This is a genomic window from Jatrophihabitans sp. (assembly GCF_051960575.1).
Lineage (GTDB): Bacteria > Actinomycetota > Actinomycetes > Mycobacteriales > Jatrophihabitantaceae > JBQCEE01.
In genome coordinates, this window is the sequence record NZ_JBQCEE010000036.1 from 1 (window position 1) to 7,686 (window position 7,686).

At 73.9% G+C, this 7,686-nt stretch carries 10 protein-coding genes; all 10 read right to left on the bottom strand.

Annotated features, from left to right (window positions below):
• A partial coding sequence (locus ACTHMS_RS01700) for a site-specific integrase (RefSeq protein WP_440304950.1) occupies nucleotides 1-398 on the bottom strand: 398 nt, incomplete at its 3' end.
• 123 nt (nucleotides 399-521) lie between these two features.
• On the bottom strand, nucleotides 522-1,730 hold the full coding sequence (gene dprA, locus ACTHMS_RS01705; protein WP_440304951.1) for a DNA-processing protein DprA: 1,209 nt from the start codon (nucleotides 1,728-1,730) through the stop codon (nucleotides 522-524).
• A complete protein-coding gene (locus tag ACTHMS_RS01710; protein WP_440304952.1) occupies nucleotides 1,718-3,250 on the bottom strand; it encodes a YifB family Mg chelatase-like AAA ATPase in 1,533 nt (510 codons plus the stop codon). Before ACTHMS_RS01710 ends, dprA begins: the two co-directional genes overlap by 13 nt.
• Nucleotides 3,250-3,624, bottom strand: coding sequence for a YraN family protein (locus ACTHMS_RS01715; RefSeq protein ID WP_440304953.1), 375 nt, complete (start codon nucleotides 3,622-3,624; stop codon nucleotides 3,250-3,252). The genes ACTHMS_RS01710 and ACTHMS_RS01715 overlap by 1 nt, the downstream gene beginning before the upstream one ends.
• 104 nt (nucleotides 3,625-3,728) lie before the next feature.
• Nucleotides 3,729-4,049 (bottom strand): DUF2469 domain-containing protein, encoded by a 321-nt coding sequence (locus ACTHMS_RS01720; protein WP_440304954.1) that lies wholly within the window; start codon nucleotides 4,047-4,049, stop codon nucleotides 3,729-3,731.
• Between the two features lie 70 nt (nucleotides 4,050-4,119).
• Entirely contained in the window at nucleotides 4,120-4,836 is a 717-nt protein-coding gene (locus ACTHMS_RS01725; RefSeq protein ID WP_440304955.1) for a ribonuclease HII, read from the bottom strand.
• Between the two features lie 52 nt (nucleotides 4,837-4,888).
• Nucleotides 4,889-5,965, bottom strand: coding sequence for a signal peptidase I (lepB, locus tag ACTHMS_RS01730; RefSeq protein ID WP_440304956.1), 1,077 nt, complete (start codon nucleotides 5,963-5,965; stop codon nucleotides 4,889-4,891).
• A 27-nt stretch (nucleotides 5,966-5,992) separates the two neighbouring features.
• Entirely contained in the window at nucleotides 5,993-6,349 is a 357-nt protein-coding gene (rplS, locus tag ACTHMS_RS01735) for a 50S ribosomal protein L19 (RefSeq protein ID WP_440304957.1), read from the bottom strand.
• Between the two features lie 137 nt (nucleotides 6,350-6,486).
• A complete protein-coding gene (gene trmD, locus ACTHMS_RS01740) occupies nucleotides 6,487-7,185 on the bottom strand; it encodes a tRNA (guanosine(37)-N1)-methyltransferase TrmD (protein ID WP_440304958.1) in 699 nt (232 codons plus the stop codon).
• Between the two features lie 69 nt (nucleotides 7,186-7,254).
• Nucleotides 7,255-7,686 (bottom strand): ribosome maturation factor RimM (gene rimM / locus ACTHMS_RS01745; protein WP_440304959.1); only part of this gene is annotated, 432 nt, incomplete at its 5' end.

Consider the following 7,686-nt stretch of genomic DNA (forward strand, 5'->3'; position numbering starts at 1 on the left):
GCCCACGCACTGAAGGTGCGCAGCGCGGCCGAGCGCCGCGCCAACGTGGCGCGGGACGCACCGCGGGTGCGCAGCAGCGCGAGCCACGAGCGCAGGTTGCGCAGGTCCATGTCCTGCGGGGACATGCCACCGAGCCGGCTCAGGTGGTCGAGGGAGCCGACGACGTCGCCGAGGTATGCCCGCACGGTGTGCGGCGAGCGGTTGCGCTGCAGTGCCAGGTGGCGCTCGAACCCGTCGACCGCCTCGGCGAGCCGTCGCGGCAGCGCCGCCCGCGCGGCACGGACGTCGAACCGCGCTGCGGTCGGCGCCGCGCCGTCCCGCATCGCACCGGTCGGCGCTGCACCTTCCGGCATCGCGTCGGCCGGCGCCGCACCGTCCGGCATCGCGTCGTCGACCATCCGTCGACCGTGCGGCCGGGCGTGGCGCAGGTCAAGCCGCCACGCGGGTCGACGACCGGCGGGCGTCCCCGCCGCGGTCGGTTCCGGGCGTCGAGGATGCCGGGGACAGGGGACCTGCCGCACTCACCGCAGCACCGCCCGGACCGGCCGGGCGCGGTAGCCGTCCGGCTCGGCGACGACGATGCCGAGCCGCTGCAACGACGGCAGCGCGCCGAGCACGTCGCCGAGACCGAGGCCGGACACCACGACGAGTTCGTCGATCGTCGCGGCGCGGTGGGCCGGCACCGCGTCGAAGACCCGCTGGTCGACGAGGTCCAGCCCGTCGAGCACGCTCGTCCGCTTCTCCCCCGCCGGGTCGCCGCCCTCACCCATCGAGCCGACCAGTTCGAGCACCTGCTCGACCGAGGTGACCAGCACCGCGGGGTCGTCCGGCCGCCGCAGCAGCGCATGGCAGCCGGCCGACGCTGCCGAGCCGACCGGCCCGGGCACCGCCATCACCGGGCGGCCGAGGCGCCGGCAGTGCGTCGCCGTGTTGATCGCGCCCGACCGCAGCGCCGCCTCGACGACGACCGTGCCCGCCGTCAGGGACGCGATGAGGCGGTTGCGGGTGAGGAAGCGGCGACGCTGGGGTGCCGAACCGGGCGGGCTCTCGGACACGACGGCGCCGGTCTCGCGCGCCAGCCGGAACAGCTGCTCGTTGCCCGGCGGGTACGGGCGGTCGAGGCCGCCGGCCGAGACGAGGACGGTCACGCCGCCGGCGCCCAGCGCCCCGCGGTGGGCCGCGGCGTCGATGCCGAACGCACCCCCGGACACCACGGCGACGCGCGCGTGGGCGAGCCCGAAGGCGAGGTCGCCCGCCACCCGGTTGCCGTAGGCCGTCGACGCCCGCGCTCCGACCACACCCACGGCGCGGACACCGAGGTCGGGCCCGAACGCCGGCCCCTGCACCCACAGCGCCAGCGGTGGGATCGGCTCGCCGGACTCGTCCGACGAGCGCCGCCGCTCGCGCCACTCGACCAGCCGCTCGTGCCCGACCCGCTGCAGCGCCTGCATGGCGAACGCCGGCCAGTCGGGCGACTCGGGCACCACCAGTCGGATGCCGTGGCGCTCGGCCGCGAGCAGGTCGGCCTCGGGGTCGACGGTCGAGCGGCGGGCGTCGGTGGGTCCGCGCACCTCGTCGGGCATGACGCCGGCGCGGATGTCGCGGGCTGCCTGCACCGGCCCGACCTCTTCGACGAACCCCCAGAGCGGCACGCAGTCCGGCTCGGCGACCCGGTTGAGGTAGGCCCGCGCCAGCAGCACCTCGGGATCGACGCCGTTCACGCCGCCCACGACTCGCCCCGTCCCGTGCGGTAGAACAACGCCTGGCCCACGTCACCCGCGTCGGGCGAGGCATGGCCGTGCAGGTCGGCCAGCGTCCAGGCGATGCGGAGCACCCGGTCGAAGCCCCGCGCCGTGAGGAGCCCGGCGTGCAGGTCACGCTGCGCATCGCCGATGACGCTCGTCGGCAGCGCCCACGGCCGTGCCCGCAGCACCGACCCGGGCACGTCGGCGTTCGTCCGCCAAGGTTCGCCCCGCCACCGATCGAGCGCGGCCGACCGCGCCGACGCCACCCGGGCTGCGACGACCGCGCTGGTCTCCGGCGGTTCGGGTGGTTCGAACAGGTCGGCGTGCCCGATCGGTTCGACGTCGACGCGCAGGTCGACGCGGTCGAGCAAGGGTCCGGACAGCCGTTGCAGATACCGCCGCTTCGTGGTCGCCGGGCAGATGCACTCGGACGAACGCAGCCCGCACGGGCACGGGTTCGCCGCAAGCACCAGCTGGAAGCGCGCCGGGTACGCGACGGCTCCACCACTGCGGTGCAGCACGACCTGCCCGGTCTCGAGCGGCTGGCGCAGGGCGTCGAGCGTCTCGGCCTTGAACTCCGGGGCCTCGTCCAGGAAGAGCACACCGTGGTGCGCCATCGAGATCGCGCCGGGCCGGGCGAGGCCCGAGCCGCCGCCGACGAGCGCGCTGGTCGACGCGCTGTGATGAGGCGCCTGCCAGGGTGGCCGCCGTAACAGCCGTGCGTGCGGGCCGAGGACGCCGGCGACCGAGTGCACAGCGGTCACTTCGAGCGCGGCCTCCTCGTCCAGCGGCGGCAGCAGGCCGGGGAGCCGCTGGGCCAGCATCGTCTTTCCGGCGCCCGGTGCGCCGACGAGGTAGAGGTGATGACCACCCGCGGCGGCGATCTCGACCGCGCGCTTCGCCGCCCGCTGCCCGGCGACGTCGCTGAGGTCGGGCAGCCCGGGCGCGTCGGCCGGTTCGGGCACCGGCCGCGCCCGCGGGGGCGGTGGAGCGTCGCCGCGCAGCCAGGCCACGAGGTCGGCGAGGTGCTCGCCCGCGCGCACGTCGAGGCCGTCGATGAGGGCCGCCTCGGCGGCGTTGCCGGGCGCGACCACCGCCCGCCGGAAGCCCGCCGCGCGCGCGGCCACGAGCGACGGCAGCACGCCGCGCACCGGGCGCAGCCGGCCGTCGAGCCCCAGTTCGGCCACCCACACCACGCCGTCGAGGCCGCCGATCGGGATCTCGTCGGCGGCCGCGAGCAGCGCCATGGCGACGGCGAGGTCGAACCGCGAGCCCACCTTCCGCACGTCCGCCGGCAGCAGCGCCACGACCGTGCGACGGTTCGGCCAGTCGATCGCCGAGTTCTGCAGCGCCGAGCGGATGCGGTCGCGCGACTCGTTCACCGAGGTGTCGGGCAAGCCGGTGAACGACAGCCCGGGCAGGCCGGCGCCCATGTCGACCTGCACCTCGATGGGCTGGCCCGCGAGCCCGGTGAGGGCGACGCCGTGGGTGCACGCGAGCCCCATCACGCCACCCCGGCGAGGTGCTCGACGACGGGGCCGGTGGGCGAGCGGCGCAGCACCGAGACGACGTCGAAGCGCACCTCGCGCCACCGCACCTCGTCCGTCTGCTCGGCCAGCCAGTGCGCGGCCAGCCGCCGCAGCCGTGCCAGCTTCACCGGCGTGACCGCCTCGCTGGGGCGCCCGAAGGCGAGTGTCGAGCGGGTCTTCACCTCGACGAAGACGACGGTCGCACCGTCGAGCGCGACGATGTCGAGCTCGCCGCGCAGGTCGCGCGTGTGGCAGCGCCAGTTGCGGTCGAGCAGCGTCAACCCGGCCTGTTGCAGATGGCGGGCGGCCAGGTCCTCACCGAACCGGCCGACCGCGTCCTTGACTCGCATACAGCGACGGTGCCCGATCGGGCGAGCCCGCAGGACGCGCTGCGCCCGGAGCTGTGGACAACCGCCCGATGTGGACGACCGCCCGGAACTGTCGCAGGGTGCTGCTAGCGCGCCTCGTCGTCGCGGGGCAGCTCGAGCTCGGGCTTGTCCAGCTCCTCGATGTTGACGTCCTTGAACGTCACCACCCGCACGGTCTTCACGAACCGGGCCGGCCGGTACATGTCCCAGACCCAGGCGTCGCGCATGGTGAGTTCGAAGTAGATCTCACCGTCGACGTTGCGCGGGACGAGATCGACCTCGTTGGTCAGGTAGAAGCGCCGCTCGGTCTCGACGACGTAGCTGAACTGCGCCGCGATGTCCTTGTACTCGCGGTAGAGCTGCAGCTCCATCTCGGTCTCGTAGTTCTCGAGATCCTCAGCACTCATCGGGCGACCTCGCTGGCGCTCGGTGCGCGATTCGCATGGCGCAGTGACATCGATTCGCTCGCCAGCTCGCTCATGCCATCTCCAGCTCGTCCACCCCGACATTGTCCACCGCCCAGTCACCGCCGAGCACGCGCCGCACGTTCACGTAGCGGCGGCGGTGCTCGGGACACGGCCCGTGCTCGCCGAGAGCGGCGGTGTGCACCGGCGTGATGTAGCCCTTGTGGCGGGCGAAGTCGTACTCGGGCCACTGCTCGTGCAGACGCAGCATGATCGCGTCCCTCGTCACCTTCGCGAGGATCGACGCGGCCGCGACCGAGGCCACCGTGGCGTCGCCCTTCCACACCGCCGCCGACGGCACGCCGAGCCCCGGCACCGGGAAGCCGTCGGTGATCGCGTAGTCGGCCGCGGGCACGAGCGTGCCGATGGCCCGCCGCATGCCCGCGAGGTTCGCGACGTGCAGGCCGTACCGGTCGATCTCGGTGCAGCTGATCGACACGATCGAGTACGCCAGCGCCCGCCGGGTGATCACTCGGTAGAGCTGCTTGCGCACGGCGGCGGTCAGCAGCTTCGAGTCGTCGAGCCCCTCGATGCGCCGGCCGGGCGGCAGAATGCACGCGGCCACGACGAGCGGGCCGGCGCACGCGCCGCGTCCGGCCTCGTCGGCACCGGCCACGAGCGGGAAGCCCGCCCGTGCGAGGGCCGACTCGTACCCGCCCATCGGCCCGTCGCGGCGCACGACCAGGCGGGGCGGACGGAAGGCGAGACCGGGTGCACGGACCTTCGTCATGACGCGCCGACGATACCTGTCGCCGGCGGGGCGGGAGCCGGGGTCGAGCCGCTCAGGCGCGACGGCGGCGCCGCCGCCGGACGAACCACAGCGGCAGGACGCCGAGGAGCCCGGCACCGGCAGGGACGACCCGGTTCGCGGCGGCCGCCAGCCCGCTGAACGTCGTGGGCGTGCCGAGCGTGCGCCAGTGCGACGGCGGCCAGGCCACCACGAACGCCTTGCCGATCACGTTGTCGACCGGCACCGTGCTGCCGGTCGGGTTGCACTTCGGGCCGTAGCTCGCGCCGTCACCGCCGTCGGCGTCGCAGTGGTAGCGCGAGTCCTGCGAGTCGTTGCGGTGGTCACCCATCACCCACAGCCGGCCCTTCGGCACCGTGACGGGGCCGAAGGTCTGGCGCTGGTCCGGGCCGTCCTCGAACACGTAGGGCTCGGTCAGGACCTTCTCGCGGCCCGCAGCCGTGCGCACGTGCACGTGCCCCTGCGCATCGCCCCACACGGTCTGGCCGCCGGTCGCGATGACCCGCTTGACCCGCACCTCGCCGTCGGGCGGCACGAAGCCGACGAGCTGACCGAACCAGTGGATGCCGTGCAGGATCGGGTTGCTGGGCGGCGTGGTCGTGACCTCGTTCCAGCCCGGCGGCGCGTTGAACACGACGATGTCGCCGGGGTGCGGGTCGCGGAAGTCGTAGATGACCTTGTTGACCAGGATGCGGTCGCCGCCGTCGGTCGCCCCGTAGAGCGTGTGCTCCATCGACGCCGACGGGATGTAGAACGGCTGCACCACGAAGGTCTTGACGATCACCGCGATGAGCACGGCGAGCGCGATGAGCGCCGGCAGTTCCCACCACGGCGCCTTGCGGTACTCGCGCTGCCGCCGCTTGCCGGCCGCCGCGGCCGGATCGTCCGGCGTCGTCGCGTCCTCCGAACCTCGAGGTGCTGCAGCGGCGTGCTGGTCCTCGTCGTCGCCGGACCGGAGCGGCTTGTTCAGCGACACGGACTGCTCACCGGCCCCGTGCTCGCCGGGCTCGTGCTCGCCCGCCTCGGCGTCCGGGTCGGGATCGAAGGTCGGCTCGTCGTCGAACTCCCCACCGTCACCGGACGCGGGCGTGCCGCGAGAGGAGTCGGACATCCGCCGGCTTGTCGTGGGGCTCGAGCGTCAGCGCGCGACGGTGTCGCGCTTCTCCTTGATCTTGGCGGCCTTGCCGCGCAGGTCGCGCAGGTAGTAGAGCTTCGCGCGACGGACGTCACCACGGGTGACGACCTCGATCTTCTCGATCACCGGGGTGTGCACCGGGAAGGTGCGCTCGACACCGACGCCGAAGCTGACCTTGCGGACGGTGAACGTCTCGCGGATGCCGCCGCCCTGGCGACGGATGACGACGCCCTGGAAGATCTGGATGCGCGAGCGGTTGCCCTCGATGACGCGGACGTGCACCTTCAGCGTGTCGCCGGCGCGGAAGTCCGGCACGTCCGAGCGCAGGGACTCGGTGTCGAGCACGTCGAGGGTGTTCATCGCGAGATCGCTTTCTATCGCTTGCTACAGGGGCTCAGGTGTCGCGCGCCGCAGGCAACCGCGGTCCGGGCAACCCCACGATGATGCCACATGCACCTCGGCGATCCCCAATCGCCTCGCAGCGGCGGGTCGGCCGCTCAGGACTCCAGCAGGTCAGGGCGCACGCGGGCGGTGCGCTCGCGCGACTGCTCGGCACGCCACGCGCGGATCGCCGCGTGGTGCCCGGACAGCAGCACCTCCGGCACGTCGAGGCCGCGCCAGCTGGCCGGCTTGGTATAGGCCGGCGCCTCGAGCAGGCCCTCCGCGCCGGCCGCGAACGAGTCGTCGACCGCCGAGTCGGCGTTGCCGAGCACGCCGGGCAGCAGCCGGGCCACCGCCTCGACGATGACGAGCACGGCCACCTCACCGCCGGCGAGCACGTAGTCGCCGAGGCTGAGCTCGTCGACGGCCATGCGCTGCGCCGCGTACTCGCCGACGCGGGCGTCGATGCCCTCGTACCGCCCGCAGGCGAACAGCAGCCACGGCTCGGCGGCGAGCTCGGCGGCGACCGCCTGGGTGAACGGGCGCCCCGCGGGCGAGGGGACGACGAGCCGTGGCTGCGGGCCGCCGGGCGGCGCGAGCTCGTCCAGGGCGCGCCCCCAGGGCTCGGGCTTCATGACCATGCCCGGGCCGCCCCCGTAGGGCGTGTCGTCGACGGTGCGGTGCACGTCGTCGGTCCACGACCGCAGGTCGTGCACGCCGAGCTGCAACTGCCCGCGCGCGATCGCCTTGCCCACCAGGGACTCGTGCAGCGGCGCGAGGTAGCCGGGGAAGATCGTGACGACGTCGAGTCTCATTCGCCGACACGTCCTTGATCGACACCCGCTGGGACCGGCAGGGGCCGGGATGAACGGGAGTTCATCGCTTCACAGGTCGAACAGGCCGTCGGGCGGGTCGACGGTGACGGTGCCGCCGGCGAGGTCGACGGTGGGGACGATCGCGGCGACGAACGGCACCAGCCGCTCGCGTCCGTCGATGTCGAGGACGAGGTAGTCGGCGCCGCCGGCGTGCACCATGTCGACGACGGGCCCGAGTGCGGCGCCGTCGACGGTGTGGGCGGCGAGGCCGATCAGGTCGGTGTCGTAGAAGTCGTCCGGGTCGTCGAGCGCGGGCCGCGCGGACGCGGCGACGAGCAGCTCCTGCCCGCGCAGCGCCTCGGCGGCGTCACGGTCGTCGACGCCGTCGAAGTGGACGACCAGCTTGCCGCTGGCCGTCGACGACGCGGCGACGACGAGCGTGCGGTCGGCGGCGCGGACGGACGCACCGGGAGCGAAACGCTCGTCCGGTGCGTCCGTCCA